The sequence below is a fragment of the Amycolatopsis sp. 3B14 genome (genome assembly GCF_050958625.1).
In the GTDB taxonomy this organism is placed as follows: Bacteria; Actinomycetota; Actinomycetes; order Mycobacteriales; family Pseudonocardiaceae; genus Amycolatopsis_E; species Amycolatopsis_E thermoflava.
Map to the genome: position 1 here is coordinate 17,607 of NZ_JBHZEN010000031.1, position 25,845 is coordinate 43,451.

Below are 25,845 nucleotides of genomic sequence, written 5' to 3' on the forward strand. Positions count from 1 at the left end.
CCGCCGCGGCGCGGTTTTCACGCTAGGTTCGGCCCATGGCCAAGGGCGAGGCGGTGGAGCTGGAGGTCGGGAACCACACGGTGCGGATCTCGAACCCGCAGCGCGTCTACTTCCCGGCGCGGGGCGAGACGAAGCTGGACCTGGCGCGGTACTACCTGTCCGTCGGCGACGGCATCGTGCGCGCGCTGCGGGAGCGGCCGTGCATGCTGCACCGGTTCCCGTCCGGGGTGAGCGGCGACAAGGTGCACCAGAAGCGCGTACCCACCGGGGCGCCGCCGTGGCTGGAGACGGTGCGCGTGCACTTCCCGCGCTACAACCGGCACGCCGACGAGCTGTGCGTGACCGAGCTGGCGCACGTGATCTGGGCGGTGCAGATGAGCACCGTGGAGTTCCACCCGTGGAACTCGCGGCGGGCGGACACCGAGAAGCCCGACGAGTGGCGCATCGACCTCGATCCCGGCCCGGAGGCCGACTTCGCCCGGGTGCGGCGGGTGGCGCACGTCGCGCACGAGGTGCTCGACGAGCTGGGCGCGACGGGGTGGCCCAAGACGTCCGGCGGCAGCGGCCTGCACATCTACGTGCGGATCGAGCCGCGGTGGGGGTTCAGCGAGGTGCGGCGGGCGGCGCTGGCGTTCGCGCACGAGGTGGAGCGCCGGGCACCGGACGACGTGACCACGACGTGGTGGCGCAAGGACCGCGACCCGGCGCTGGTGTTCGTCGACTACAACCAGAACGCGCGCGACCACACGATCGCGAGCGCGTACTCGGTGCGGGGCGTGCCCGAGGCGACGGTGTCGACGCCGATCGCGTGGGACGAGGTGGACGACGTCGAACCGGGCGACTGCACGATCGCGACGGTCCCCGCCCGGTTCGCGAAGCTCGGCGACCTGCACGCGGGCATCGACGACACCGCCTACTCGCTGGAGACGCTGCTGGAGTGGGCGGACCGCGACGGGCTGGATTGACCGCGGCGCGGAACTCGCGGTCTCGCGACGGCCCCCACGATCCGAGCGCCACCCCAGCTCGGCCCCGCACGACCACGCCGACCGCCGGAGTCCGGACCGGCCGCAACCGGCACGCGAACCCCGTCGCACCGCTCCGGCGCGGCGCGCCCGCACCGGGCGGGCGCCGCACCTGACTCCGCCGGTGAACGCCGCATAAGGATCACTCCGGCGGGTAATCCCAGCGCTCACCGACCGGAAGGACCGGAGATGAGCACCGACGACAAGGCCCAGAACAAGGCTGAAGAGCTCAAGGGCAAGGCGAAGGAAGGCCTCGGCAAGGCCACCGGCAACGAGCAGTGGGAGGCCGAGGGCAAGGGCGACCAGGGCAAGGCCGACGTCAAGCAGGCCGGCGAGAAGGTCAAGGACGCGGCGAAGGACGTGTTCGACCGCTGACCCCGGTGGCACACGCCACAACAGGGTGTACGCATGGCGTTCGATGAGTTCAGCATGCGTACATGAGACTCGACGAGGAGATCAGCGCGCCGCGGTTCGAGCGTCCGCCGTCACCGGTCGCCGGGCCGCGGCGGGTGCGCCGGGACCTCACCGGCGCCACCCTCACCAACGGCGTGATCGGCCTGGTGTTCTCCGCGACCGGGCCGATCGCGGTCATCCTCGCCGTCGGGGTGCAGGGCGGCCTCAGCCCGGCGCAGCTCGCGTCGTGGATCTTCGGGGTCTTCTTCCTCAACGGCATCCTCACGGCGCTCGCGTCGTGGCTGTACCGGCGGCCGCTGGCGTTCTTCTGGACGATCCCCGGCACGGTCGTCGTCGGCGGGTCGCTCACCCACCTGAGCTGGCCCGAGGTCCTGGGCGCGTTCGTGGTCACCGCGCTGCTGATCCTGGTGATCGGCCTGACCGGCTGGGTGCGCACGGTGATGGCCGCGCTGCCGATGCCGATCGTCATGGCCATGGTCGCCGGGGTGTTCCTGAAGTTCGGGCTCGACCTGGTGACCGCGCTCGGCGTGGACCCGGTGGTCGCGGTCCCGATGGTCGTGGTGTTCGTGCTGCTCAGCGCCCTGCCCGCGGCCGGGAGACGGCTGCCGCCGATCCTCGGGGCGCTGCTGGCCGGCGCGGTCGCCGTGGCGGTCTCGGGCCGCTTCTCCCCTGCCGGTTCCGGCTGGCTCGCCGAGCCGTTGCTGCAGGCGCCCCGGTTCACCTGGCCCGCGTTGCTGGAACTGGTCGTGCCGCTGGCCGTGACCGTGCTGGTGGTACAGAACGGCCAGGGCGTCGCCGTTCTGAAACAGGCCGGGCACGAGCCGCCCACGAACGTCGTGACCGTCCTGTGCGGACTGTGGTCGCTGCCCGCCGCGGCGGTGGGCGCGGTCTCCACGTGCCTGACCGGGCCGACGAACGCACTGCTGGTCGCCTCGGGCGAGCGGGACCGCCAGTACACCGCGGCCGTCGTGTGCGGGATCGGCGCCGTGGTGACCGGGTTGTTCGCGCCGGCCTTCGTGCGCCTGATGCTCGCGACGCCGCCCGCGTTCATCGCGGTGCTGGGCGGGCTGGCGATGCTGCGGGCGCTGCAGAGCGCGTTCGTCACGGCCTTCCGCACCCGCTTCACCCTCGGCGCGCTGGTGGCGTTCCTGGTGACCGTGTCCGGCGTGCAGCCGTTGCACATCAGCTCCGCGTTCTGGGGCCTGGTCGCCGGGCTGGCGGTGTCGTTCCTGCTGGAGCGCGGCGACTTCCGCTCATGACCGCCGCCGGGCGGCCAGCTCCGCGCGCGAGCGGATGCCGAGTTTGGCGTAGATGCGGGTCAGGTGGTACTGCACCGTCTTGGTGGACAGGAACAGCTCCGCCGCGACCTCCCGGTTGGACAGTCCACTGGCGACCAGCTGGGACACCGCCTCCTCCTGCGGGGTCAGCTCGCCGAACCCGCGGCCGCGCGGGACGTGCACGCCGCCCGCCTTCAGCTCGCGGTCGCAGCGGGCCACGTACGTCGCGGCCCCCAGCGCGGCGAACGCGTCACGGGCGGTGCTGATCACCGCGTCCGCCTCGCGGCGTTTGCCCGCCCGGCGCAGGATCTGCCCGTAGGCGAAGTTCACCCGCGCCAGGTCGTAGCGCAACGGCAGGTCCTCCAGCAGTTCCAGCGCCTCGTCGAACGCCGCCCGCGCCCCGTCGACGTCGCCCTGCGTGCCGAGCAGCCGTCCGCGCGCCGCACCGAGCCTGGCCCGCGCCGAGACGCGCCCGCGTTCCGCGGCGAGGCGTTCGTGCGGCGCCAGGAACGCGTCCGCCTCCGCGGTCTTGCCCTCCAGCACCAGCGCGTGCGCGTACATGTCCGCCCACGGCCACAACCCCGGCTCGTCGATGCTGCCGCCCGCCCACGGCATCGTCAGCGGCCGCAACGCCCGCAGCACCCCGGCCGCGTCCGCGCGCGCCTCCGCGATGTGCGCCCGCGCGAGGCACGAGGGCACCCGCATGATCTCGTAATCCTGCGGCCCCGCATCGGCACGGCGCAACGCCTCCTCGGCGCGCTCCCAGTCGCCCCGCAGCGCGTGCACCGCCACCGCCGTCCACGCCAGCAGCGGCCCGGCCAGCACGATCCCCGAGCGGTCCAGCAACGGCTCCGCCTCCGCGACCGTGCGCAGCGCGTCGTCCCACTCTCCCGCCAGGAACTGCGCCCGCGCCAGCCACCCGCGTGCCCACAACGAAATCCGCGTCGAACCGCCGAGGAACGTCGTGGGCACCGCGATCTCCAGGTCCACTCGCGCCTCGTCGATCGCGTCGACCATCAGGTTCAGCCAGCCGCGGCCCATCTGGATCCGCTGCGCCTGCGCGCCGTGCTGCACCCGTTCGGCCAGCTCCGCGTACCCGGCGAGCGCCTCGTCCGGGCGCCCGCTGCCGGCCAGGCCCAGCCCGCGGATCGCCGCGGCCTCCACCGCCGCCGGGGCGTCGGCGGGCACCAGCGAGATCGCCCGGTCCGCCCACCGCACCAGGTCCTCGGCGCGGCACCGCGACAGCGAATGCAGGACATAGCGCTGGCAGATCAACGCCGCGACGTCCGGCTCCCGGCCGGTGTTGACCAGCCCCCAGGCGCGGCCCAGCCGGGTTTCCGCCTCGGCGGCGCGGCCGCGCACGATCGCCAGGTAGCCCAGAACGGCATTGCGCAGCGGTGTTTCCCGCAGGCTCTCCACCTCCGGCACCAGCGCCGCGGCGGCGAAGGCGTCCCCGGCGCCGATCAGCGCGTCCACCGCGCGGGTAAGGCGGCTTTCCCGCCTCAGCCGGTCGTCGGTGAGGCGGCTGGCGTCGGACAGCAGCGACGCCGCCACACCCCACGCGCCCTCGGCGGCCCGTTCCGCGGCCAGCTCGTCGAGGCGGTCGGCGACGGCCGCGTCCGGCACCGGGGACGCGGCGACCAGCAGGTGCATGCGCCGGACCGGGTCCTCGATGAGGTCCGCGGCCCGGCGGTGGGCGTCCGCGGCGGCGGCCGGGCCCATCGCGGCGAGCACCGCGGCCCGCACCATCGGGTCCGGCGGCCCGGCCTCGGTGAGGCCGTGCGGGGCGAACTCGGCCAGCCCCGCGGCGCAGGCCTCGTCGAGCAGGGGCAGCACGTCGCCGTCGACCCCGGCCAGCGACGCCGCGTCCCGCACCGCGGTGCCCGGGCCGAGGACCGCGACGGCCTCGACGAGCCGCCGCGCCTCCGGCGAACAGGACGCCAGGCCCTCGCGCACGCGCGCGGCGACGGCGGCGGGCGCGGGCAGGTCCGGGTCGAACCGCGCCCACGTCGACCGCGGCACCTCGGCGAGCAACTGCACGACGTGGCGCGGGATGCCGCCGGTGTGCCGCCACAGCCGCTCGGCCATCGACGGGTGCAGCAGAACACCGTGCGCGGCGGCCAGTTCGCCGGTCTCCGGCGCGGTGAGCGGTTCCAGGCGCACCGTGGTGGTGGCGGCCCGGTGCAGCAGTTCGAGCGCGGCCGCGGGCACCCGGTGGTCGCCGCTCACGCAGGTGGCGACGACGAGCGGCCGGGCGTCGCGGTCGTGCCGGACCGTGGAAACCAGCGTGCGCAACGACTCCAGGTCCGCCCACTGCGCGTCGTCCACAATGACCACACCGTCGGCGCCGCCGAGCTGGGCGAGCACGCCACCGGCGCGGCCGGTCTCCCACGGCGCCCCGGCCGCGCGCCGCACGCCGTCACGCCGGGCGGCGAACTCGTCGGCCAGCGCCGTCCGCCCCACCCCCGCCGGGCCGGTGACCAGCACGAACGCCGGCGCCGCCACGCTCTCCAGTGCGGCGAGCGCGGCGGCGCGGGCGATCAGCTGCGGGCGACGGTGGACCACATGGTCACTCTAGGCGGGCTCCGGCGCGACGGCGGGCACCGGAAGGTCGGCGTGCTGTGCCCGCGGCACCAGCGCGGTGACCAGCGCCGCGGCGAGCGCCACCCCGGCGAAGATGTAGAACGCCGTGGTGCCGCCCAGCCCGGCGCCGACCAGCAGGCCGCCGATCACCGGCCCGACGATCCCGCCGAGCCTGCCGAAGCCCGCGCACCACGCCACGCCCGCGGCCCGCGCCCGCGTCGGGTAGTAGTTGGACACCAGCCCGTAGATCAGCACCTGGGTGCCGATCGTGCCGACCCCGGCCACGGCGACCGCGAGCAGCAGGGCGGCCAGCGGCAGGTCCAGCGGCAGCAGCGCGAGCGTGAGCGCGGCGAGCACGAACGTGGTGACCACGACCCGCTTCGCGCCGGCCCGGTCCGCCCACAGCGACGCGAGCATGCCGCCGATGATCGCGCCGAGGTTGAGGACCAGCAGGAAGGTCAGCGAGTAGCTCTTGCCGTACCCGTTGTCCGCCATGATCTTCGGCAGCCACGTGTTCAGCCCGTAGGTCAGCAGCAGCCCGGCGAAGCTCATCAGCCCGAGCAGCGCGGTCGGCCAGGCGAGCGCGCGGCTCGCCAGCGCTGGGAAGCCCACGCGGTCGGTCACCGGCGGCTCGGCGACCAGCGGCACGCCGGTCCGCTCGGACACCGCCCGCGCCTCGTCCACCCGGCCGCGGGCGGCGAGCCACTTCGCCGACTCCGGCAGCTTGACGACCGCCAGCGGCAGGACCAGCAGGATCGGCAGCGCGCCGACCCAGAACAGCCCGCGCCAGCCGACGGCGTCGGCGAGCACGATCGCCAGCAGCGACGCGAGCACGCCACCGGCCGGGACTCCGCTGTAGACGATCGCGTTGAGACGGTTGCGCCGACCGGCGGGCGCGAATTCGGCCACCAGCGCGCCGACCGTCGCGACGAGCGCGCCGACGCCGATGCCGGTGAAGAACCGGCCGAAGCCGAACGCGGTGACGTTCTGGGTCAGGGCGGTCAGCCCCATGCCGACCGAGAACCAGGCCAGGTTGACCAGCATGATCTTGCGGCGGCCGATCCAGTCGCCGAGGCCGCCCGCGGCCAGCGCCCCGACGAGCACGCCGATCAGGGCGTAGCTGCCCAGCGCCCCCGCCTGGCCCGCGCTGATGTGGCCGAGTTGCGTGGGGTCGGCGAGCAGGGTGGGCAGGACGGTCCCGTAGACGACCAGGTCGTATCCGTCGAAGACGAGGGCGATCGTCGACAGGGCGACCACCCAGGACACGGTGCGCCGGCGCTTCATTGCGTCGGTGTCGGACATGATGGCTCCCGGTGTGGGGTGGGGAGGGGAACGGCGGCCCCGGGCGGGGCAGCCGGGTTCAGCCGAGGTCGCCCCCGGCCACCGGCAGGACGGTGCCGGTGATGTAGGAGGCCTCGTCGGAGGCCAGGAACGTGATCGCGGCGGCCTGCTCGTCGAGCGTGCCGTAGCGCTTCATCAGCGAGGAGTTCACGGTCTGGTCGATGTGCGCCTGGAACCAGGCGCGCTCCTGCTCGGTCTCCAACGCCGATCCGCCGCGGCTGATGCGGCGGGGCGGCGCCTCGGTGCCGCCGGGCGCGGTCGCGACCACCCGGATGCCGGCGTCGGCGTACTCCAGCGCGAGCGACGCCGTGATGGCGTTGATGCCGCCCTTGGCCGCCGAGTACGGGATGCGGTGGATGCCGCGGGTGGCGGCCGAGGAGACGTTGACGATCACGCCCCGCCCCCGCGCGGCCATCGACGGCAGCGCGGCGCGGCAGGAGTACAGCGTGGTCATCAGCGACCGGCGGATCTCGGCGTCGATCTGGTCCGGCGTGAATTCGGTGAACGGCTTGAACCAGATCGCGCCGCCGACGTTGTTGACCAGCACGTCGATGCGGCCGTACCGGGCCAGCGCCGCCTCCGCCACCGCCTGCGCGCCGGCCCAGGTCTCCAGGTCGGCCAGCACCGGCAGGGCCTCGCCGGTCAGCTCGTCCGCCACGTCCGTGACCAGGTCGGCGCGGTCGGCGAGGACGACCGTGCCGCCCTCCGCGCTGATCCGCCGCGCCACCCGCTCGCCGATGCCCTGCGCGGCGCCGGTGACCACGACGACCTTGCCGTCGAACCGGCCGGGGCTGATGAACCGCGGCCGCCGCGCGGCCTTCTTGTCGTCCATCGCCCGGCGCATGGTGGTCTTCGAGCGTTCGGCGTGCTCGGCGACCAGGCGGCGCGCGGCAGTCCGGTCCCCCGCCTCGAACGCGGCCACGATGTCCAGGTGGTCCTGCGCGCAGCGGGGGTGGCACCAGGTGGCGTCGCGGAGGGTTTCGGTCATGTGGCCCTTCACGCCGAGCGCGTGGTAGGCCTGCAGGAGGTGCTCGTTGCCGGTCAGGGTGAACAGGTAGTCGTGGAAGGCCGCGTTGGTTTCGGTGTAGGCGGCGGCGTCGAGGAACCGGTCACCGTCCACATAGGGCAGAGTGGCCTCGGCGAGCAGGCGGTACCCGGCCAACTGCTGGGAGGACAGCCGGCCGATCGTGATCTCCACCGCGCCCAGCTCCAGGGCCTGGCGCGCCTCGAACACGGCGTCCGACTCGTGCACCGACGGGTGTTCCTCGCCGATCTCGTACCGCCCGGGTTCGGTGAGCGGGGGTTCGGTGAGCGGGGCGATTTCGGCGCGGGGCAGCATCTCCTGCCCGGCGATGGCGCGGGAGGCCGTTGGCCGCAACGGCTCGCCTGCGTCCAGCGCACCGGCACCGCCGCCGGCGGGCCAGATTGGCTGGCCCGCGATGGTGCGGGCCGTGGCCGCCTCCTCGGCGGCAGCCCGCGCGGGGCCGCCGCGCAGCGGCGCGAGCTCGGCGGGCGGGAAGATCGCCTGCCCGGCGACGGTCCGGCTCGCCCCCGCACGCTCCGGCGAAGGGGACGCGGATCCCGGAGCGGCGGGGGCTCCCGGCGCCGGGGACGCCGGAGTCTTGACGGCGACGCTGCGTGCCGAGGCGGTGGCCGCGGGCGCGGCGCCGCCCGGCGCCGCGGTGCCCAGCGCGGCAGCGCCCGGTGCGGCAGCACCCGGCGCCGCGGTGCCCGGCGCGGCAACCCCCGACGCGGCAACGCCCGGCGCGGCAGCGCCCGATGCAGCAGCGCCCGATGCAGCAGCGCCCGATACGGCAACCCCCGACGCGGCAGCACCCGGCGCCGCGGTGCCCGGCGCGGCAACCCCCGGCGCGGCAACGCCCGATGCAGCAGCGCCCGCCGGAGCGGTCGCTCCCGGGGTCTGGCCGCGGCCCGCCGCGTTGGCACCGGCCGTCGCCTCCCCCGCGGGGGCGGCTAGCGCGAACTTCTCGTAGTAGAAGCCCGTCGGCTGCACCCCGGCGTCGGTGAAGTGCTTGCGCACCGCCTCGACCATCGGCGGCGGGCCGCACAGGTACACGGCCACGTCGCCGCCGTGCAGGTGCTCGTCGCGGATCAGGCTGGTCACGTAGCCCTTGTTCGGGGCGCTGGAGTCCGGGTCGGCGACGCAGTAGTCCCACGTCAGCCCCTCCACCTCGGCGGCCAGCGAGGCGAGCGTGTCCAGTTCGACCAGGTCGTCGTCGGTGCTGACGCCGTAGACCAGGTGCGCCGGGCGCGACGACCCGCAGGCCCGCATCGCGCGCAGGATCGACAGGATCGGCGCCAGCCCGGTGCCGCCGGCCAGCAGCAGCACCGGACGCTCGGTCTCGCGCAGGAAGAAGCTGCCGTTCGGGCCGGTGAAACGCAACTCGTCGCCGGGTGCGGCCCGCTCGGTCAGGTAGTCCGACATGAGGCCGCCCGGCGTGAGCTTCACCAGGAACGTCAGCTCCTTGTCGTCCGGCGCGTTGCTGAACGAGTACGAGCGGGTCTGCCCGGTGCCGGGGACCTCGATGTTGACGTACTGGCCGGGCAGGAACGCGAGCTTGTCGCGGTCCGGCGTCTCCAGCGTGAGGGCGAACGTGGTGGGCGACAACCGGTCCAGCCCGGTCAGGGTCGCCGAATAGGTCGCCGCCTGGGTCTTCGCCACGGCCGAGGTGCTGGCGATCTGCAGCACCAGGTCGGAGCGCGGCTTCATGCTGCACGGCAGCACGTAACCCCGGGACGCCTCGTCCGGGGACAACGCGTCGTCGATGTAGGTGCCGCCGTCGTAGTCGCCCGACTCGCAGAACGCCTTGCACGTCCCGCACGCCCCGTCGCGGCAGTCCAGCGGGATGTTGATGCGCTGCCGGTAGGACGCGTCGGCGACCGTCTGGTCCGGCTCGCACTTGATGAAGCGGGTGACACCGTCCTCGAAGGACAGTGCGACCTGGAAAGCCATGACGCCTCCCTCAGATGTGGTAGACGTCGACGACGTGGTGGATGTAGTCGTTCTTCAAGATGACGGTCTTGCGGCGGATCAGCGGTGACTCGCCGGAGAAGTCGATCGTGTAGAACGACGTGCCGTAGTACGGGTCGACGGTCTTGTAGCGGAAGTACATGGTGTGCCAGTTGAACCGCACGTCCACGATGTCGCCGCGGCGCTCGATCAGCTCCACGTTGGTGATGTTGTGGCTGGTGCGCGGCTCCGGGATCGACGTGGCGCTGGAGCGTTCGGTGCGGATCCGGAACACGCGGTCCTCCAGCCCGCCCTTGTTCGGGTAGTAGATGAGCGAGACCTGGCTCTGCGGGTCCTCGGTCAGCAGGTCGTCGTCGCCCCAGGAGGGCATCCAGAACACCACGTCGTCGGCGTAGCAGTCGAGCCACTTCTCGAACTCGCGGTCGTCGAGGTAACGCGCCTCGCGGTAGAGGAACTGCTCGATGTCGGTCTGCGTGATGGTCTTGGTCGCGCTGGTCATTCCGCCGCTCCGATCGCCTTGCGGAGGGTGTCCCGCCAGTAGCCGTGCTGCACCGGGTACAGGCCCTCGTCCTCGTTCTTCTGCCCCGCCGAGATGACGCCCTTCATGTCCAGCGCCAGTGCGACCTCGTCCGGGCCGGTGAGCCAGTGCTCGGCGCCGCGGCTCATGTCGTTCCACGGCGCGGCGGTGGCGCGGAAGGTGAGCTGGCAGGAGCGGAACTCCTCCAGGTCGTCCGGGGTGGCCATGCCGGAGGCGTTGAAGAAGTCCTCGTACTGCCGGATCCGCCAGGCGCGGGCCTCGGCGCTCTCCCCCTTCGGCGCGATGCAGTAGATCGTCACCTCGGTCTTGTCCGGCGCGATCGGCCGGAAGTGCCGGATCTGGGTGGAGAACTGGTCCATCAGGTACACGTTGGGGTACAGGCACAGGTTGCGCGACCCCTTGACCATGAACTCGCCCTTGGCGTCGCCGAACTGTTCCTTCAGCTCGTCCATCCGGTTCCACAGTGGACGGTCCTGCGGGTTGGCCGCCCACGTCCACAGGCACAGGTGGCCGTGCGGAAACGACCAGTAGCCGCCGCCGGACTTGCCCCAGCTGCCCGCGTCGAGGGTCTTGGTGTCGTTCTTGGACTCGCCGGTGTTGCGCCGGGCGGTGGTCGCCGCGTAGTTCCAGTGCGTCGCGGTGACGTGGTAGCCGTCCGCGCCGTTCTCGGCCTGCACCTTCCAGTTGCCGTCGTAGGTGTAGGTCGACGAGCCGCGCAGCACCTCCAACCCCTCCGGGGACTGGTCCACCAGCATGTCGATGATCTTGGTGGTGTCGCCGAGGTGCTCGTCCAGGGGCAGCACGTCGGCGTTGAGGCTGCCGAACAGGAACCCGCGGTAGCTGTCGAACCGGGCGACGCGGGTCAGGTCGTGCGAGCCACCGGTGTTGAACGAGGGCGGGTAGCCGGCGCCGTCGGGGTCCTTGACCTTGAGCAGCTTGCCGTCGTTGCGGAAGGTCCAGCCGTGGAACGGGCAGGTCAGGGTCATCCGGTTGTCCGTCTTGCGGCGGCAGACCATCGCGCCCCGGTGCGCGCACGCGTTGATCAGGCAGTGCAGCTCGCCGTCCTTGTCACGGGTGATCACCACCGGCTGGCGTCCGATGTAGGTGGTGAAGTAGTCGCCCGGGTTCGGGATCTGGCTCTCGTGCGCCAGGTAGATCCAGTTGCCCTCGAAGATGTGCTTCATCTCGAGTTCGAAGATCTCCTCGTCGGTGAAGATCCGGCGGTTCGCCCGGTAGATCCCGGCGTCACGGTCCTCCACGACGGCGTCGGCGAGGACCTCCGACACGTGGTCCAGGGTCTCGGTCATGGAAACCTCCAACGGCCTCAGCGGCACTGCTCGGCTTCGGTGTTCCCCTGACCTTGACAAGTGGTGGCCCCAGTCACACCGGGCGATTACCTAGTCCTGACCCAGGGTGCTATTAATCGACAGCATCGATCAATCAAGACTGAATCGCTCCTTGTCTTGACTCAATATCCGTACCTACGGTGAATGAATCCACGACGAGGAGCGGGAAGGAGGCCGGCGATGGAGCTGCGTCACCTGCGGTACTTCACCGCCGTGGCCGACACCTGCCACTTCGGGAAGGCCGCCGAACGCCTGCACATGGCACAGCCTGCCCTGTCGCACGCGATCCGGCAGCTGGAGGCCGAACTAGGCGCGCCCCTGTTCACGCGCACGACCCGGCAGGTTCGGCTCACCCCCGCGGGTGAGTTCCTGCTCGGCGAGGCGCAGCGGGTGCTGGACACGGTCGAGGACAGCGTCCGCGGGGTGCGCCGCATCGCCGACGGCCGCCTCGGCCTGGTGCGGGTCGGGTTCACCGGTACCTCGGCGTTCTCGCACCTGCCGCGCATCGCCCGCGCGGTGAAGCGGGACCTGCCCGGCGTCGCCGTCGAGGTGCACGCCGACCTGCTCACCCCGGCGCAGTGCGACGGGCTGCGCAACGGCGACCTGGACCTGGCCGTGCTGCGCCCGCCCGCGCGGGGCGAGGACATCGACCTGCACACGCTGGAGGTCGAGCCCCTGATCCTCGCCGTGCCCGCCGACCACCGGCTCGCGGTCGAGCCCGTCGTGTCGATGGCCGACCTGCGCACCGAGGGGTTCATCAGCTACGCCGCCAAGGACTCCGTGGTCAACGACGCCGTCATGCGCAGCTGCCAGGCCGCCGGGTTCAGCCCGCACCGCGAGCACGAAGCGGCAGGCACGGCGGTGCTGCTCGCGCTGGTCGCCGGCGGGCTCGGCATCGCGGTGCTGCCCGCCTCGGCCCGGGCACTGCCGCTGGCCGGGGTCGTGTTCCGCGACCTCGCCGACGCCGGCACCGTCGAGCTCGCACTCGCCTGGCGCCGCGACAACGACTCCCCACTCGTCCGGTCGGTCCTCGAGGTGCTCGAGGCCGCACTCGCCCCCCAACCACACGAGGTCAGCCGATGAAGATCACGCGGGTGGAGGCGATCCCGTTCGCCATCCCGTACCGCAAACCGCTCAAGTTCGCCTCCGGCGAGGTGCACGTGGCCGAGCACGTGCTGGTGCGGGTGCACACCGACGACGGGGTCGTCGGCGTGGCGGAGGCGCCGCCGCGGCCGTTCACCTACGGCGAGACGCAGGCCGGGATCATCGCGGTGATCGAGAAGATCTTCGCGCCGCAGGTGGTCGGCCTGACCCTGCTCGAACGCGAGACGATGGCGTCCCGGCTGGGCCGCACCGTGGGCAACCCGGCCGCGAAGGCCGCGATCGACATGGCCGTGTGGGACGCGCTGGGCCGCACGCTGGACGTGCAGGTCACCGAGCTGCTCGGCGGCTACACCGACCGGATGCGCGTGTCGCACATGCTCGGGTTCGACGAGCCGGCCGCGATGGTCGCCGAGGCGCAGCGCATGCGTGACGAGCACGGCATCACCACGTTCAAGGTCAAGGTCGGGCGCCGCCCGGTCTCGCTGGACACCGCCGTCGTGCGGGCCCTGCGCGAGGGCATGGGCGACGACGTCGAGTTGTACGTCGACGGCAACCGGGGCTGGACCGCCTCGGAGTCGGCGGTGGCGATGAAGGAGATGTCCGACCTCGGCCTGCTGTTCGCCGAGGAGCTGTGCCCCGCCGACGACGTGCTGGGCCGCCGCTGGCTGGTGTCGCAGCTGGACGTGCCGTTCATCGCCGACGAGTCGGCCGTCACCCCGGCCGACGTGACGCGCGAGATCCTGGCCGGCTCGGCCACCGCGATCAGCATCAAGACCGCGCGCACCGGCTTCACCCACTCGCAGCGCGTGCACCACCTCGCCGAGGGGCTCGGACTGGAAGTCGTGATGGGCAACCAGATCGACGGCCAGATCGGTTCCGCGTGCACGGTCGCGTTCGGAGCGTCCTACGCGCTCACGTCGCGGCGGGCCGGGGAGCTGTCCAACTTCCTCGACATGAGCGACGACCTGCTCACCGAACCGCTGGAGATCCACGACGGCGAGCTGCACATCCGTCCCGGCGCCGGGCTCGGCATCGAGATCGACCCGGCCAAGCTCGACCGATACCGCCAGGACCACTGAACTCCCCCGGATATCAAGGAATCAAGGAGGATCCCATGACCGCCACCCACCACGCTCCCGCCGCGGCGGAGTCCGGCGCGAGCGCCACGGCCCGGTTCAAGAGCGACAAGTTCGCCGCCGTCGCCGACACCCCCAAGGAGCGGGTGTCGCTGCTGGCCCGCGAGGTGCTCTCGGCCGTGCACGAGACCATCCGCAAGCACAAGGTCACCTACGACGAGTACAACGCCCTGAAGGCGTGGCTGATCCAGGTCGGCGAGGACGGCGAGTGGCCGCTGTTCCTGGACGTGTGGGTCGAGCACGTGGTCGAGGAGGTCGCCACCTCGCATCGCAAGGGCAACAAGGGCACCATCGAGGGCCCGTACTACGTGCCCGGCGCGCCGGAGCAGGGCTCGCGCGGCTCGGTGCCGATGCGTGAGGGCGAGGGCGGCACGCCGCTGGTGTGGACGGGCCGCGTCACCTCCGTCGACGGCACGCCGCTGAAGGACGCGAAGGTCGAGCTGTGGCACGCCGACGCCGACGGCCTGTACTCGCAGTTCGCGCCCGGCATCCCGGAGTGGAACCTGCGCGGCACCTTCTCCGTCGAGGAGGACGGCTCGTTCGAGATCCACACCGTGCGGCCCGCGCCGTACCAGATCCCGACCGACGGCGCGTGCGGCAAGCTGATCGCGGCGGCCGGCTGGCACGCGTGGCGCCCGGCGCACCTGCACGTCAAGGTGTCCGCCCCGGGCCACGAGCTGCTGACCGCGCAGCTGTACTTCCCCGGCGACGAGCACAACGACGACGACATCGCCTCGGCGGTCAAGCCGGAACTGGTCCTGGACCCGAAGCCGTCCGACGGCGGCGAGACGGTGACCTACGACTTCGTGCTCGACCCGGCTTGATTCACTCTGGAGGACTCACCCATGTTGTTCCACGTCCGGATGGATGTGCGGCTACCGTCCGATATGGACCCGTCGGTGCGGGCCGACATCGTGGCCCGCGAGAAGGCGTACAGCCAGAAGCTGCAGCGGGAAGGGAAATGGCCGCACCTGTGGCGCATCGTGGGTGAGTACTCGAACATCTCCATCTTCGACGTGGACTCGAACGACGAGCTGCACGAGCTGCTGTCGGGGTTGCCGTTGTTCCCGTACATGGATATTCGTGTGATGCCGTTGGCTACGCATCCTTCGAAGGTTTCCTGACCGGTTCCAAGCAGCCGACCGGCCACCGCCGGCCGGCAACGAGAGCAGCAACCCACTGACCAGTCCCCTCCCGCAACCCGATCGGGTTCGGGAGGGGCTTCTTGGCATCCGGGTTGTAGCGAAGCGAAGCCCGGCGCCCTAGAACCCGCGTAGCGGCTACAGAACCCCAGCCACCTGGGCAGCCGCCGCGAGCACCGCCCCGTATTGGGTCGCCACCAGCTGCCGGATCGGGATCGTGCGGTACTCGCCGATCAGCGCGTCCCCGGCGACCCACTCCGCGTGCCGCGCCGCGACCCGCTCCCTGGCCGCCCGCACGACCGGCCGCGTGTTGCCCACCGCCAGCTCACCGTCCAACGCCCGCAACAGGATTCCGCCGTAGCGCAGCCGGAAGCTGTGCGTCGCCTCGGCGAGGGACGACACCTCGGCCACCGTCGCCGGCCGATCGGCCTCCGGGGACGTGCTGCGCGACCGTGCGCTGCGCGCCCCCGACGCCATCATCGTCGCGAAGGACCGGCTCGCCCGCCAGAACGGCGAGTCCGGCACCATCAGCGCCCCGGCCACCGCCTCGATCGTCTCCGCCATCAGCGACGACAGGTCCGCCAGCGCGCGGGCGTGCGCGGCCAGCGCCGAGGCGTACCCGGTGCCGGCCGGGCCGTCGTCGTCCGCCGTGTCCGACGTCCAGTACGGCAGCTCGGTGACCAGCGTGAGCGCGCCGTACCGGCCGGCGTACGACGCCGTGTTGTCGCCCGCCGAGCTCGTCCACGGTTCGCCGAGCCCGGTCAGGTAGTCATAGGCACGGCTGATCGACGTGCCCTGGAAGATCGCGTCGTCGAGCCGCGTGATGTAGGGCGCCTCCGGCTCGCCGCGGTCCAGCGGCAGCCCGACGTGCCCGGGCAGCGCCTGCAGCGCCAGGTGCAGCGGCGGCTCGGCGCGGCTGAGGTAGTAGTAGACGCCGCCCAGCTCGCTGTTGTGCAGCGAGCACACCAGGCCCGGCCGGTCGGAGTCGATGAGCCGCATCAGCGCCTGCGTCTCCGGCAACGCCGCGTCGAAGTAGGCGTCCTTGTAGTCCAGCGGGAACGTCCACTCCACCTGGTCCGGCCCGGCCGGGCGGTAGAAGTGCCGCGCGTAGTGCTCCCGCGTGAAGGGGCCGGCCAGCCAGCCCTCGTTGAGCCGCAGCCCGTCCGGGTCGATGCACGCGATGACCCGCCACCGGTGCCGCAGCCGCCCCCGCAGCCCCGGGTCGGCGCACAGCCGCGCGGCCAGGTGCAGCGCGGTGAGCCCGCCGATGGGCTCGTTGGGGTGCGGCAGCCCGAACACCAGCGCCGTCGGATCACCGGGCTCGCCGTCGATCGTCAGGCACAGCAGGGGCTCGCCATGCCGGGACGTGCCGACGCGCCGCAGCGTCGTGATCTCCGGGTAGCCCGCTGCTAGTGTGCGCAGCCCGCGTTCCAGTTCGTCGACGCCCGCGAACGCCGAGTGGTCCCCGACCCCGTCGATCTCCTTGACCAGCCACTCCGGCAGCGCCACGGGTCTCTCCTCGTCCGTCGTACCGTGCTCGGTCCAGTTCACCCGAATGTGTCGCGGCGGGCGAGGGCCGACCAGGCGAAACGAGTGGAGCGTCACGTGGTACCGAGGTCGCCGGCCACCTGGTCCAGCTTCGCGCGGATGCGGGCGATCGCGTCGCGGCCCAGCGGGAGCCGCAGCGGCGCGTCCGCGGCCCCGGCCACCGCGACGATCGCCGCCGCCGCGTCGGCCGGGTCGCCCGGCGGGTCACCGTCGTCGTCGGTGTAGTCGGGCGCGGCGTACGCGTCGATCTTCTGCGCGACCTGGGCCGACGCGCCGCTGAAACCGGTGTCGAACACCCCCGGCTCGACGATGGTGACACGCACCCCGAACGGCGCCAGCTCTTCACGCAGGGCTTCGTGCAGCGCCTCGACGGCGAACTTGCTCGCCGCGTACACCCCGAACCCGGCGCCCGCCGAGAAGCCGCCCATCGAGCTGATCGCCAGCAGGTGCCCGCTGCGCTGGGCACGCATCACCGGAAGCACGGCGCGCGTCACCGCCAGTACGCCGAACACGTTGGTGTCGAACAACTCCCGCGCTTCCGCCGGTGACGTCTCCTCCACCGCGCCGAACAACCCGCGGCCCGCGTTGCTCACCAGGACGTCGATCCGGCCGAACCGCTCGACGGCGCGCTCGGCAGCCGCGCGGGCCGCCTCCTCGTCGGTGACGTCCAGCGGCAGCACGAGCAACCGCTCCCCGGCGAGCCGGACGCGCTCCGGCCGCCGCGCGGTGGCGACCACGGCGTCTCCCGCGGCGAGCGCCTGCCGGGCGATCGCGGTGCCGAAGCCACCGGACGCGCCCGTGATCAGCCAGGTCTTCATGACGCCCCCAGAAAGTAGACTGAGTTGATTTCTCGCCTCAGTATACCTTTGGCGATCCCCGGCCAGGTCCCGGCTACCGCGGGGAAACCGCCACGCCTTCGGGCTGCGCGCCGACGGGGACAGTCGCGTGCCGGGTGCCGGTCGGGATGTCGACGACCGTCATCGTGTCCGCGCCCGTGTCGGCCACGGAGAGGAAGGTGTGGTCCGGCGCCGCGGCCAGGCCTTCGGCGCGGGCACGAGGTCTCTCTCGAGATGAGCAGCACCGGACGTGTCACTGTTGAACAGTGCACGGGAGCACGCGCTAGCCCCGCTCCGCCTCCGCGAGGCGACGCGCGGCCGCCGCCTGCTCGAACGGCGTGTCGCCGTGCGCGCGACGGTCCCCGAGGGTGGCGAACAGCTCCGCGACCGTCGCCGAGTCGTGGTGGGACGCGTGCTCGGCCAGGTCGGGCGCCACAGACCCGAGGATCTGCCGGAACCGGATCTCCGCGAGCGGGCCGAGCCGGTCGTAGATCTGCACGAACACCCGCTGCGCCCGCGCCCGGTCCCAGCCGGCGGGCAGCAGTTCGGCGGGCAGGTCCGGGTCCGTCTCCGGGAAGTGCCGCCAGTCCACGCGCAGCTCGGTCCGCATCCGCAGCGCCTGCTTCGGCCCGATGAGCCCGTCGTCGAGGCTCTGCAGCATCGGCTCGTAGCGGTCGGCGAACTCGCGGTACTCCCGCGCCAGCGGCTCCAGGTCGAACGCGGCGACGGGGCTGACCGGCCCGCCCGGCACCTCGGTCGACCGCAGCACGGTCGCCGTCGTGATGCCCAGCTCGCGCAGCACCTCCAGGGCCTCCTCGCCCGCGTCGTGCGGCGACACCCACACCCCGTCGTACAGCGCGGCGAAGCGCAGGACCCGCAGCCGGGACCGCAGGTTGTTGCGCAGCGTCCGGTCCTGTTCGGGGACGGAGAACGCGACGACCGTCCAGCGGCCGTCCCACTTCGGGGCGGTCGAGCCGAACGTCAGCATGCGGTGCGTGCGCTCGACGATCACTTCCGACGTGCGCGGCGGGATCCCGTACGCGGTCGTCCGGCCCTGCCGGGACACCGTGAGCAGCCCGCGCGCCGCGAGCCGCCGCATCGCCGCGCGGGCGCCGTCGGCGGTGACGTCGAAGTCCGCGAGCAGCCGGACCAGCGCGGTCGCCGGCACGTGCTCGTCCCGCCAGTACCAGAAGTCGCCCAGCAGCGACGTGAGCAGCAGCTGCGGTTCGGCGCCGTTCTGCGGGCGGGGCAGTGCGGCCCCCGGATTCTTCGCGGTCACCGGCCCAGTCTCGCACAGGTCTTGAAATAGGCGACAGCTCGTGCGACGCTCGTCCTCAACTTCGACAGCAACCCTCCTCGATCGCCTGGCAAGGCCCAACGCAGGGAGAAACACGCCATGCGCCACACCCTCCGCCGTCCCCTCGTCCTCGCGGTGGCCGCGGTCCTGGCCCTCACCGGCTGCGGCCAGGCCTCGTCCGGTTCGGGTCCCGGCCCGGGCACCGCCGCCGTGCCCGCCCTGCACGACGCCCTGCCGCAGCAGGTCAAGGACTCCGGCGTGCTCAGATTCGCCGGCGACTCGCACCCGCCGTACCGGACCGTCGGCGCCGACGGCACCAGTGTCACCGGCATCGACAAGGATTTCCAGGACGCGCTCGGCCGGGTGCTGGGCGTCCGCACCCAGACCGTGGTGGTCAGCAACCTCCCGGCCGCCCTGCAGGGCATGCTCAGCGGCCGCTACGAGGCCTTCAACGGCCCGGTCAAGGCCACCGCGGAGCGCGAGCAGCAGTTCGACTCGATCACCTGGATGACCACCCGCACCTCCTACGTCGTGCCGGCCGGCTCCACCGCGGGCATCAAGACGGTGGACGACCTGTGCGGCAAGCGGGTCGCGGTGGTCAGCGCGAGCATCGTCGAGGAGCAGCTGAACAAGCTCTCCCAGTACTGCACCGGCGCCGGCCGCGCGCCCACCACCACGATCGGGCTGGCCGACACCAACGCGACGATGCTGGCCGCCCAGTCCGGCCGCGCGGACGCCGCCGGGATGACCCAGGCCGCCGCCATCGACGTCACCACCGCGCAGAAGGGCGCCTTCACCTACGTCACGCAGACCGAGGCGCAGGGGGCGACCGCCGACAACCTCGCGCTGCTCGTGCCCAAGACCAGCGGCCTCGGCCCGGTGCTGCGTGACGCGTACCAGGCCCTGTTCGACAGCGGCGAGTACCGCCAGATCATGCAGAAGTGGGGACTGACCGACGTCACGGTCGAGAAGCCGCTGCTCAACGTCGCCACGTCCCGCTGACCACGGAGAACCCATGACAACCCTCACCGCGGCGCCGCCCGACGACGTCGCCACCGCGCGCCACCGGTTCCGGCCGTGGCGCTGGGTGGCCGGGATCGTCCTGGCCGTCGTCACCGCCCAGCTCGCCTGGTTCCTCATCGGCAACTCCCGCTTCCAGTGGGACGTCGTGGCCGAGTACCTGTTCGACCCGACCGTGCTCGCCGGGCTCGGCACGACCGTCCTGCTGGCGGTGGTGGCGATGGTGATCGGCTCGCTGGTCGGCGGCCTGCTCGCCGCCGCGCAGCTGAGCGACTTCCCGCCGCTGCGCTGGGCCGCGACCGTCTACATCGGAGTGTTCCGCGGCATCCCGCCGCTGGTGCAGCTGATCTTCTGGTTCAACCTGGCCTACCTGCTGCCGCGGCTGTCGATCGGCATCCCGTTCGGCCCGGTGTTCGCCTCCTGGGACGCCAACCTGGTGATCACCCCGCTCACCGCGGCGATCATCGGCCTGTCGCTGGTGGAGTCGGCCTACCTGGCCGAGATCATCCGCGCCGGGCTGCTCGGCGTGGACAGCGGCCAGCGCGACGCGGCCAGGGCGATGGGGTTCACGCCCGGCCAGACGTTCGTGCGCGTGGTGCTGCCGCAGGCGATGCGCACGATCATCCCGCCCGCGGGCAGCCAGTTCATCAGCGTGCTCAAGGGCACGGCGCTGGTGTCGGTGATCGCGATGGCCGACCTGCTGCACTCGGTCCAGGTCATCTACAACCGCACGTACCAGATCGTGCCGATGCTCATCGTCGCGTGCCTGTGGTACCTGGCGGTGGTCACGTTGCTGACGATCGGCCAGCGCCGCCTGGAACGGCACTTCAGCCGGGGACACGGGGGGCGGAAATGAGTGATCCGGTGCTGCGCGTGCGCAACGTGCGCAAAAACTTCGGCGATCACACCGCGCTCGACGACGTCAGCCTCGACGTGCACGAGGGCGAGGTCGTGGTGGTGATCGGCCCGTCCGGGTCGGGCAAGTCGACGCTGGTGCGGTGCGTGCACCAGCTGGAGAGCATCGACGGCGGCGCGATCTACCTCGACGACGAGCTGCTCGGCTACGAGCGCCGCGGTTCCCGGCTGCGCCCGCTGCCCGAACGGCGCGTCGCGGCCCAGCGGCGGCGGATGAGCATGGTGTTCCAGCAGTTCAACCTCCTCCCCCACATGACCGTGCTGCGCAACGTCACCGAAGCGCCGGTGCGCGTGCACGGCCGGGACCGCGCCGAAGCCAGGGCGGAGGCGCTGGAGCTGCTCGCGCAGGTCGGTCTGAGCGACCGCACCGGGCACTACCCGAGGCAGCTCTCCGGCGGGCAGCAGCAGCGCGTGGCGATCGCCCGCGCGGTGGCCACCCACCCGCGGATCACGCTGTTCGACGAGCCCACCAGCGCGCTCGACCCCGAGCTGGTCGGCGAGGTGCTCGGCGTGATGCGGGACCTCGCCGCGAACGGCATGACCATGGTCGTGGTGACCCACGAGATGGCCTTCGCCCGCGAGGTCGCCGACCGCTGCGTGTTCATGGAGGCGGGCCGGATCGTCGAGTCCGGGCCGCCCGCGGAACTCTTCGGCGACCCGAAAACCCCGCGGCTGCGGGCTTTCCTGGCCCGCCACAACGCGACGATGGAAGGTGTTGCGTGATCACCATCGCCTCGGTCGGGGACCTGATCCTCGACGAGCCGGACCCGGCGTCGTTCCTCGCGCCGTCCGCGGACCTGCTGCGCTCGGCCGACGTGACGATCGGGCACGTGGAGGTCCCGCACTCCACGACGACGGTCTCGCAGAGCACCGACGTGCCCGCCCCGCCCGCCGACCCGGCCGCGCTGACCGCACTGGCGGACGCCGGGTTCGACGTCGTCACGCTGGCAGGCAACCACATCTGCGACGCCGGCGACGTCGGCGTCGCGGACACCATCGCGCACTCGCGCGCCGCCGGGCTCGTCCCCACGGGCGCGGGGGCGAACCTCGACGAGGCGCGCAGGCCGGCGATCGTCGAGCGCGACGGGCTGCGGGTCGGCGTGCTGTCCTACAACTGCGTCGGCCCGCGGGAATCCTGGGCCACGTCGAAGAAGCCCGGCTGCGCCTACGTGCACGTGCTCACCCACTACGAGCTGGACCACGCGAGCCCCGGCGGGCCGCCGAAGATCTACACCTTCGCCGATCCGGACAGCCTGGACGCGATGGCCGACGACATCCGGGCGCTGCGCGCGGACGCCGACATCGTGCTGGTGTCGCTGCACAAGGGCGTCGGGCACACCCCCGCCGCGGTCGCGATGTACGAGAAGCCGGTGGCCCGCGCGGCGATCGACGCGGGCGCCGACGCGGTGTTCGGGCACCACGCGCACATCATGCGCGGCATCGAGACCCACCGCGGCAAGCCGATCTTCCACGGGCTCGGCAACTTCGTCACCGTGACCCACGCGCTCACCCCGGGCACGGGCTCCAGCGCGGAACTGGAGGCGTGGTCGCGGCGGCGCAAGGAGCTGTACGGGTTCGCGCCCGATCCGCGGATGCCCGCATACCCGTTCCACCCGGAAAGCCGCAACACGGCGATCGCCTGGCTGGGCTTCGACCGCGACGGGCTCGCCGAAGCGGGGTTCGTGCCGTGCTGGATCGACGAGCGCGGCGCCCCGGTCCCGTGCGGCGGCACGCCCGACGGCGACCGGGTGACCGGCTACATCGACGACATCACCCGCAGGGCCGGCCTCAACGGGCGGTTCACGCCGCGCGGCGACCGGGTCTTGCTGGACGACATCGAAAGGACGTCATGACCGACCAGCCGCTCGCCGGGCGCACCGTCATCGACCTGACCACGGCGCTGGCCGGCCCGTACGCGACGCTCCTGCTCGCCGGGCTCGGCGCCACGGTCATCAAGGTGGAGAACCCGTTCACCGGCGGGGACTCCTCCCGCAACAACGCGCCCTACCTCGGCCGGGACGGGCTGTCGCTGACGCGGCGCGGCGAGGACGACATGTCGGTGTCGATGCTCGTCCGCGGCCGCAACAAGCTCAGCGTCACCCTGAACCTGAAGAACCCACGCGCGAAGGCGGTCTTCGCCGACCTGGTGCGCGACGCCGACGTGCTGGTGGAGAACTACAGCCCGGGCGTGACGCACCGGCTCGGCATCGACTACCCGGCGGTGCGGGAGCTGAACCCGCGCCTGGTCTACACCTCGATCAGCGGGTTCGGCGCGCAGGGCGGTCCCGGATCGGGCAAGGCGATGGACTCGATCATCCAGGCGCTGAGCGGCGTGATGATGACCGCGGGCGAGCCGGACGAGGGCCCGGTGCGGTTCGGGCTGCCGGTCGGCGACATGCTGGCGCCGCTGTTCGCGGTGATCGGGACCGTGTCGGCGCTGATGCAGGCCGAGCACACCGGCGAGGGGCAGCACGTCGACGTGTCGATGCTCGGCGCGCTGACCTCGCTGGTGGCGTGCGAGCCGTTCGACGCCTTCGAGGCGGTCGGGCTGCCGCAGCGCACCGGGTCGATGGTGCCGCGGCTCGCGCCGTTCGGGATCCTGCCCGCCGCCGACGGTCACGTCGCCCTGTGCGCGCCGACCGACGCGTTCGCGCACGGCGTGCTGCGGGCGATCGGGCGCGCGGACCTGGTCGAGGACGGCCGGTTCCACAGCCGGGACCAGCGCGTGCGGCACGCCGACGAGCTGCACGACCTGATCCGCGAGTGGTGCTCGTCGCGCCCGGTCGCCGAGGTGGTCGACGCGTTCGCCGCACACGGCGTGCCCGCGGCGCCGGTGCGGGAACCGCGGGAGGCGGTGCGTGATCCCCTCGTGCGGCAGCGCGAGGAAGTGGTGCCGCTCGCCCACCCCCGGCACGGCGCGGTCGCCGACCTGTCCGCGACCGGCATCCCGATCCGGTTCTCCGGCGCCCGCGCGGGTTTCGACCGCCCGGCGCCCGCGCTCGGTGAGCACAACGACCAGGTGTACCGGGAGTGGCTGGGGTACAGCGCCGAACAGCTCGCGGAACTGGCCGCCGACGCGGTGATCTGATGGGCGCGGTGATCGGATACGTGGGCGCGGACGTCCCGGTGGAGCTGATCACCGCGGCCGGGGCGCGCCCGGTGCGGCTGGCCGGGCGGCCGGACGCGGACCGGACACTGGGCGACCGGTACCTGGGCCGCGGCCTCGACCCGGCGGCGCGGTCGCTGCTGTCCCGGTTGCTGGCCGGGGAGTTCGGCAGGCTGGACGGGATCGTGGTGTCCCGCGACTGCGAAGCGTCGCTGCGAGTGTTCTACGCGCTGCGCGAGCTGCGGCGGGTGGAGCCGGCGGTGGCGCTGCCGCCGCTGCACCTGGTCGACGTGCTGCACCTGCCGCACCGCACGACGACGCGGTACGTGCTGGCGAAGGTCCGGCAGCTGCGGGCGACGCTGGAATCGTGGACGGGCTCGCTGATCACCGACGCGGCGCTGGCCGAGGCGATCACCGCGCACGACCGGTTGCGGTCCCTGTTCGCCGAACTGGCGACCCTGCGCAGGCGGGGGCGGATCAGCGGCACCCGGGCACTGTCCATTGTGGCTGAAACGACGGCGTTGCCGGTGACCGCGGCCATCGAGCTGCTGGAGTCGGTGCTCGCCGAGGACCACGCCCCGGTGGCGGGGCTGCGGGTGTTCCTCACCGGCAGCGGCCACGACGGCCCGGAGGTGTACGAGGCGCTGGAGGAGGCGGGGTTGCTGATCGTCGGCGAGGACCACGACTGGGGTGATCTGCTGTGGCAGCGGCGGGTCGGTGCGCCGACCGAGCTGGCGCTGGCCGAGCGCTACCAGCACAACGGCCCGTCCGCCCCGCGCGCGTCGATCCGCGCCCGCGCCGCACACACGGCCGCCGCGGCGCGGGAGTGCGGAGCGCAGGCGCTGGTCTCTTACGTCCGCGAGCACGACGACGCGCCGCCGTGGGACTACCCGGCCCAGCGCGAAGCGACCGGGTTGCCCGCGGTCCTGCTCGAACGGCAGCCCTACGGCGGCCTCACCCCCGAAGCCCGCACCGCGATCAAGGAACTCTCGTGACCCGCCTCGCCTCCGCGTCCGCCGCCACCGCCTACCAGAAGGAGTGGTTCGCCGGCCTGCGCGGGCACGACGGGCCGCTGGCGCTGGTCAACGCCGACGCGCCGCAGGAGATCTTCCGCGCCATGGGCATCCCGTACGTGGTGAACCAGTGGTGGGCCTCGATCGTCGCGGCGAAGCGGCGCACCCAGGACTACCTCGCGCTGCTGCGGGAGCGCGGCTACCCGGACTACGTGGAGCAGTACAGCTCGACGTCGCTGGCTTCGCTGTTCGACCCCGATCCGGCGAACGCGCCGTGGGGTGGCCTGCCGCGGCCGTCCATCGTGCTCGCCGAGACCACGGGGGACGCGTCCCGGAAGATCTTCGACGTCTGGGACGCCCAGCCGGGCATCACGTTCTACCCGTTGGAGAGCGCGGCCGCGGACGACGTGCCGGTGCGCTGGTGGGAGCTGATGCCGCGGCGCTGGGAGGAGGCGATCGGCAGCGACCGGCTCGACCTGATGGTCGGCGAGCTGGAGGGGCTGATCCGGTTCCTGGAACAGACCACCGGGCGGGTGTTCTCGGAAACCCGCTTCCGGGAGGTGATGGCGCTGGTCAACGAGCAGCAGGAGTGGAACCGGCGCACCAGGGACCTGATCGCGGCGGCGCGGCCGTGCCCGCTCGCGGTGACCGACAGCATCCCGAGCGTCATGGTGCCGCAGTGGCACCGCGGCACGGAATGGGCACGCGACGCGGCCCGCGCCTTCCACGACGAGGTCGCGGCACGCATCGACGCGGGCGCGGCGGTGTGCGAGGACGAACGCGTCCGTCTGATGTGGATCGGCCGCGGGTTGTGGTTCGACCTGGATTTCTACCGCCGCTTCCAGGAAAGTCACGGCGCGGTGTTCGTGTGGTCGATGTACCTCGCGATCGCGGCCGACGGGTACCTGCGCTACGGGGACGACCCGTTGCGGGCGCTGGCGGCGCGCTTCGCCGCGTTCTCCGACCAGCTGTACACGCCGCCGTGGTCGGCCGAGTGGTACGTGAAGGAGGCCCGCAACCACGGCGTGGACGGCGTGGTGCACCTGGTCTCCGACGACGCACGCGGCGGCTACTTCACGACGCGCGCCCTCCGGGCGGCGGGCATCCCGGTGCTGGAGCTGCACGCGGACAACGTCGACGCGCGGCAGGCCTCGCCCGAGGCGATCAGCGCCGTGGTGCGCGACTGGCTGGATCGTGAGGTGTGCTGACCTGCCC

At 72.5% G+C, this 25,845-nt stretch carries 23 protein-coding genes; 14 read left to right on the forward strand and 9 right to left on the reverse strand.

What is annotated here, in order from left to right; all coding sequences use genetic code 11:
* Positions 1-35 precede the first annotated feature (35 nt).
* The 3 genes from ligD to ACCP09_RS19315 all read left to right on the forward strand — a co-directional run bounded on the left by ligD (position 36) and on the right by ACCP09_RS19315 (position 2,695).
* On the forward strand, positions 36-965 hold the full coding sequence (ligD, locus tag ACCP09_RS19305; protein WP_433748532.1) for a non-homologous end-joining DNA ligase: 930 nt from the start codon (positions 36-38) through the stop codon (positions 963-965).
* Positions 966-1,211: 246 nt separating this feature from the next.
* Complete coding sequence (locus ACCP09_RS19310) at positions 1,212-1,397, forward strand: CsbD family protein (RefSeq protein ID WP_020418946.1); 186 nt, start codon at positions 1,212-1,214, stop codon at positions 1,395-1,397.
* Positions 1,398-1,459: 62 nt separating this feature from the next.
* Positions 1,460-2,695, forward strand: a complete 1,236-nt coding sequence (locus tag ACCP09_RS19315) for a benzoate/H(+) symporter BenE family transporter (protein WP_433748535.1) — start codon at positions 1,460-1,462, stop codon at positions 2,693-2,695.
* Here the strand turns inward: ACCP09_RS19315 and ACCP09_RS19320 are convergent.
* From ACCP09_RS19320 to benA, 5 genes are read right to left on the reverse strand one after another with little or no spacing between them, the layout of a single operon-like run.
* Entirely contained in the window at positions 2,690-5,278 is a 2,589-nt protein-coding gene (locus tag ACCP09_RS19320; RefSeq protein ID WP_433748538.1) for a LuxR C-terminal-related transcriptional regulator, read from the reverse strand. The two genes, ACCP09_RS19315 and ACCP09_RS19320, sit on opposite strands and share 6 nt — an antisense overlap.
* 9 nt (positions 5,279-5,287) lie before the next feature.
* Positions 5,288-6,598: an MFS transporter gene (locus tag ACCP09_RS19325; RefSeq protein WP_027931306.1), complete on the reverse strand. Its 1,311-nt coding sequence runs from the start codon at positions 6,596-6,598 to the stop codon at positions 5,288-5,290.
* Positions 6,599-6,656: 58 nt separating this feature from the next.
* Positions 6,657-9,611, reverse strand: a complete 2,955-nt coding sequence (gene benC / locus ACCP09_RS19330) for a benzoate 1,2-dioxygenase electron transfer component BenC (RefSeq protein ID WP_433748542.1) — start codon at positions 9,609-9,611, stop codon at positions 6,657-6,659.
* A gap of 10 nt (positions 9,612-9,621) precedes the next feature.
* The gene (gene benB / locus ACCP09_RS19335) at positions 9,622-10,128 is read right to left on the reverse strand and encodes a benzoate 1,2-dioxygenase small subunit (RefSeq protein ID WP_017981487.1); all 507 of its coding nucleotides are present in this window, start codon (positions 10,126-10,128) and stop codon (positions 9,622-9,624) included.
* Positions 10,125-11,474 carry a benzoate 1,2-dioxygenase large subunit gene (gene benA, locus ACCP09_RS19340; protein WP_027931308.1) on the reverse strand — a complete coding sequence of 450 codons (1,350 nt, stop codon included), beginning with the start codon at positions 11,472-11,474 and terminating at the stop codon, positions 10,125-10,127. The genes benB and benA overlap by 4 nt, the downstream gene beginning before the upstream one ends.
* Positions 11,475-11,693: 219 nt before the next feature.
* On the opposite strand from benA, the gene ACCP09_RS19345 reads away from it, so the two are divergent.
* Genes ACCP09_RS19345 through catC form a run of 4 tightly spaced genes read left to right on the forward strand, consistent with a single transcriptional unit; the run spans position 11,694 to position 14,877 of the window.
* Positions 11,694-12,596, forward strand: coding sequence for a LysR substrate-binding domain-containing protein (locus ACCP09_RS19345; protein WP_027931309.1), 903 nt, complete (start codon positions 11,694-11,696; stop codon positions 12,594-12,596).
* Positions 12,593-13,696: an enolase C-terminal domain-like protein gene (locus tag ACCP09_RS19350; protein ID WP_027931310.1), complete on the forward strand. Its 1,104-nt coding sequence runs from the start codon at positions 12,593-12,595 to the stop codon at positions 13,694-13,696. The genes ACCP09_RS19345 and ACCP09_RS19350 overlap by 4 nt, the downstream gene beginning before the upstream one ends.
* A 35-nt stretch (positions 13,697-13,731) precedes the next feature.
* The gene (gene catA, locus ACCP09_RS19355; RefSeq protein ID WP_020418937.1) at positions 13,732-14,577 is read left to right on the forward strand and encodes a catechol 1,2-dioxygenase; all 846 of its coding nucleotides are present in this window, start codon (positions 13,732-13,734) and stop codon (positions 14,575-14,577) included.
* 21 nt (positions 14,578-14,598) lie between these two features.
* The gene (catC, locus tag ACCP09_RS19360) at positions 14,599-14,877 is read left to right on the forward strand and encodes a muconolactone Delta-isomerase (RefSeq protein WP_027931311.1); all 279 of its coding nucleotides are present in this window, start codon (positions 14,599-14,601) and stop codon (positions 14,875-14,877) included.
* A 156-nt stretch (positions 14,878-15,033) separates the two neighbouring features.
* On the opposite strand, the gene ACCP09_RS19365 is transcribed toward catC, so the two are convergent.
* The 4 genes from ACCP09_RS19365 to ACCP09_RS19380 form a co-directional block, all read right to left on the reverse strand.
* On the reverse strand, positions 15,034-16,404 hold the full coding sequence (locus tag ACCP09_RS19365) for a M14 family zinc carboxypeptidase (RefSeq protein WP_433748549.1): 1,371 nt from the start codon (positions 16,402-16,404) through the stop codon (positions 15,034-15,036).
* A gap of 92 nt (positions 16,405-16,496) precedes the next feature.
* Positions 16,497-17,261 carry an SDR family oxidoreductase gene (locus ACCP09_RS19370; protein WP_433748552.1) on the reverse strand — a complete coding sequence of 255 codons (765 nt, stop codon included), beginning with the start codon at positions 17,259-17,261 and terminating at the stop codon, positions 16,497-16,499.
* Between the two features lie 73 nt (positions 17,262-17,334).
* Complete coding sequence (locus ACCP09_RS19375) at positions 17,335-17,481, reverse strand: hypothetical protein (RefSeq protein WP_433748686.1); 147 nt, start codon at positions 17,479-17,481, stop codon at positions 17,335-17,337.
* An 81-nt stretch (positions 17,482-17,562) separates the two neighbouring features.
* On the reverse strand, positions 17,563-18,558 hold the full coding sequence (locus ACCP09_RS19380; RefSeq protein ID WP_400989445.1) for a PaaX family transcriptional regulator: 996 nt from the start codon (positions 18,556-18,558) through the stop codon (positions 17,563-17,565).
* Between the two features lie 117 nt (positions 18,559-18,675).
* On the opposite strand from ACCP09_RS19380, the gene ACCP09_RS19385 reads away from it, so the two are divergent.
* The 7 genes from ACCP09_RS19385 to ACCP09_RS19415 are packed head-to-tail and all read left to right on the forward strand — an operon-like array spanning position 18,676 to position 25,838.
* Complete coding sequence (locus ACCP09_RS19385) at positions 18,676-19,578, forward strand: transporter substrate-binding domain-containing protein (protein ID WP_027931315.1); 903 nt, start codon at positions 18,676-18,678, stop codon at positions 19,576-19,578.
* A 13-nt stretch (positions 19,579-19,591) separates the two neighbouring features.
* Positions 19,592-20,452 (forward strand): amino acid ABC transporter permease, encoded by an 861-nt coding sequence (locus ACCP09_RS19390; RefSeq protein WP_027931316.1) that lies wholly within the window; start codon positions 19,592-19,594, stop codon positions 20,450-20,452.
* Complete coding sequence (locus ACCP09_RS19395; RefSeq protein WP_027931317.1) at positions 20,449-21,234, forward strand: amino acid ABC transporter ATP-binding protein; 786 nt, start codon at positions 20,449-20,451, stop codon at positions 21,232-21,234. Before ACCP09_RS19390 ends, ACCP09_RS19395 begins: the two co-directional genes overlap by 4 nt.
* Entirely contained in the window at positions 21,231-22,364 is a 1,134-nt protein-coding gene (locus tag ACCP09_RS19400) for a CapA family protein (protein ID WP_123683124.1), read from the forward strand. The genes ACCP09_RS19395 and ACCP09_RS19400 overlap by 4 nt, the downstream gene beginning before the upstream one ends.
* Entirely contained in the window at positions 22,361-23,599 is a 1,239-nt protein-coding gene (locus ACCP09_RS19405; protein ID WP_433748559.1) for a CaiB/BaiF CoA transferase family protein, read from the forward strand. Before ACCP09_RS19400 ends, ACCP09_RS19405 begins: the two co-directional genes overlap by 4 nt.
* Positions 23,599-24,612 carry a 2-hydroxyacyl-CoA dehydratase gene (locus tag ACCP09_RS19410; RefSeq protein ID WP_433748562.1) on the forward strand — a complete coding sequence of 338 codons (1,014 nt, stop codon included), beginning with the start codon at positions 23,599-23,601 and terminating at the stop codon, positions 24,610-24,612. The genes ACCP09_RS19405 and ACCP09_RS19410 overlap by 1 nt, the downstream gene beginning before the upstream one ends.
* Positions 24,609-25,838 carry a 2-hydroxyacyl-CoA dehydratase gene (locus ACCP09_RS19415; protein ID WP_433748565.1) on the forward strand — a complete coding sequence of 410 codons (1,230 nt, stop codon included), beginning with the start codon at positions 24,609-24,611 and terminating at the stop codon, positions 25,836-25,838. Before ACCP09_RS19410 ends, ACCP09_RS19415 begins: the two co-directional genes overlap by 4 nt.
* The last annotated feature ends 7 nt before the right edge of the window (positions 25,839-25,845 follow it).